Here is a 394-nt window from a genome sequence, read left to right on the forward strand (position 1 = left end):
GGAAGTATGAGCTTTCCTTTTACCTCAATGACCGGGGGCGTGTCACTTACAACGAATTATGCCGGAAATGCCAGCATGGGTGCAAGCAGAGCTTCCGAGCGGTTGTGATTGACTGCCCCCGTTATTTATCCAAACGAGCAAAGAAAAAGGAGGAACACACCGAATGAATTTTGAATTTATGACGATAGACACACCCTTGCCGCCCTGTATGCCATTTCCCAGAGCGTTGACAGGATTTCCAGTCAGCAGCACCGCAAAGGTCATGTACTGCCGGATGCTGGACGCTATGCTCTCCAAAGGGCAGGAGGACGAGAACGGAATCCTCTTTGTCTGCTTCCCTGTCACAGCCATTGCCGCAGTCCTGTCCCGCAGCTCCATGACGGTCAAGCGTTCT

The 394-nt window shown here is 52.0% G+C and carries 1 protein-coding gene; it reads left to right on the plus strand.

Features of this window, described 5'->3' with window-relative positions:
• Positions 1-163: 163 nt before the first annotated feature.
• The coding region (locus tag DXB70_RS13975; RefSeq protein ID WP_118673497.1) for a DeoR family transcriptional regulator at positions 164-394 on the plus strand (231 nt) is incomplete at its 3' end.

It is taken from the genome of Clostridium sp. OM05-5BH (assembly GCF_003481505.1).
Taxonomy (GTDB): domain Bacteria; phylum Bacillota; class Clostridia; order Lachnospirales; family Lachnospiraceae; genus Otoolea; species Otoolea fessa.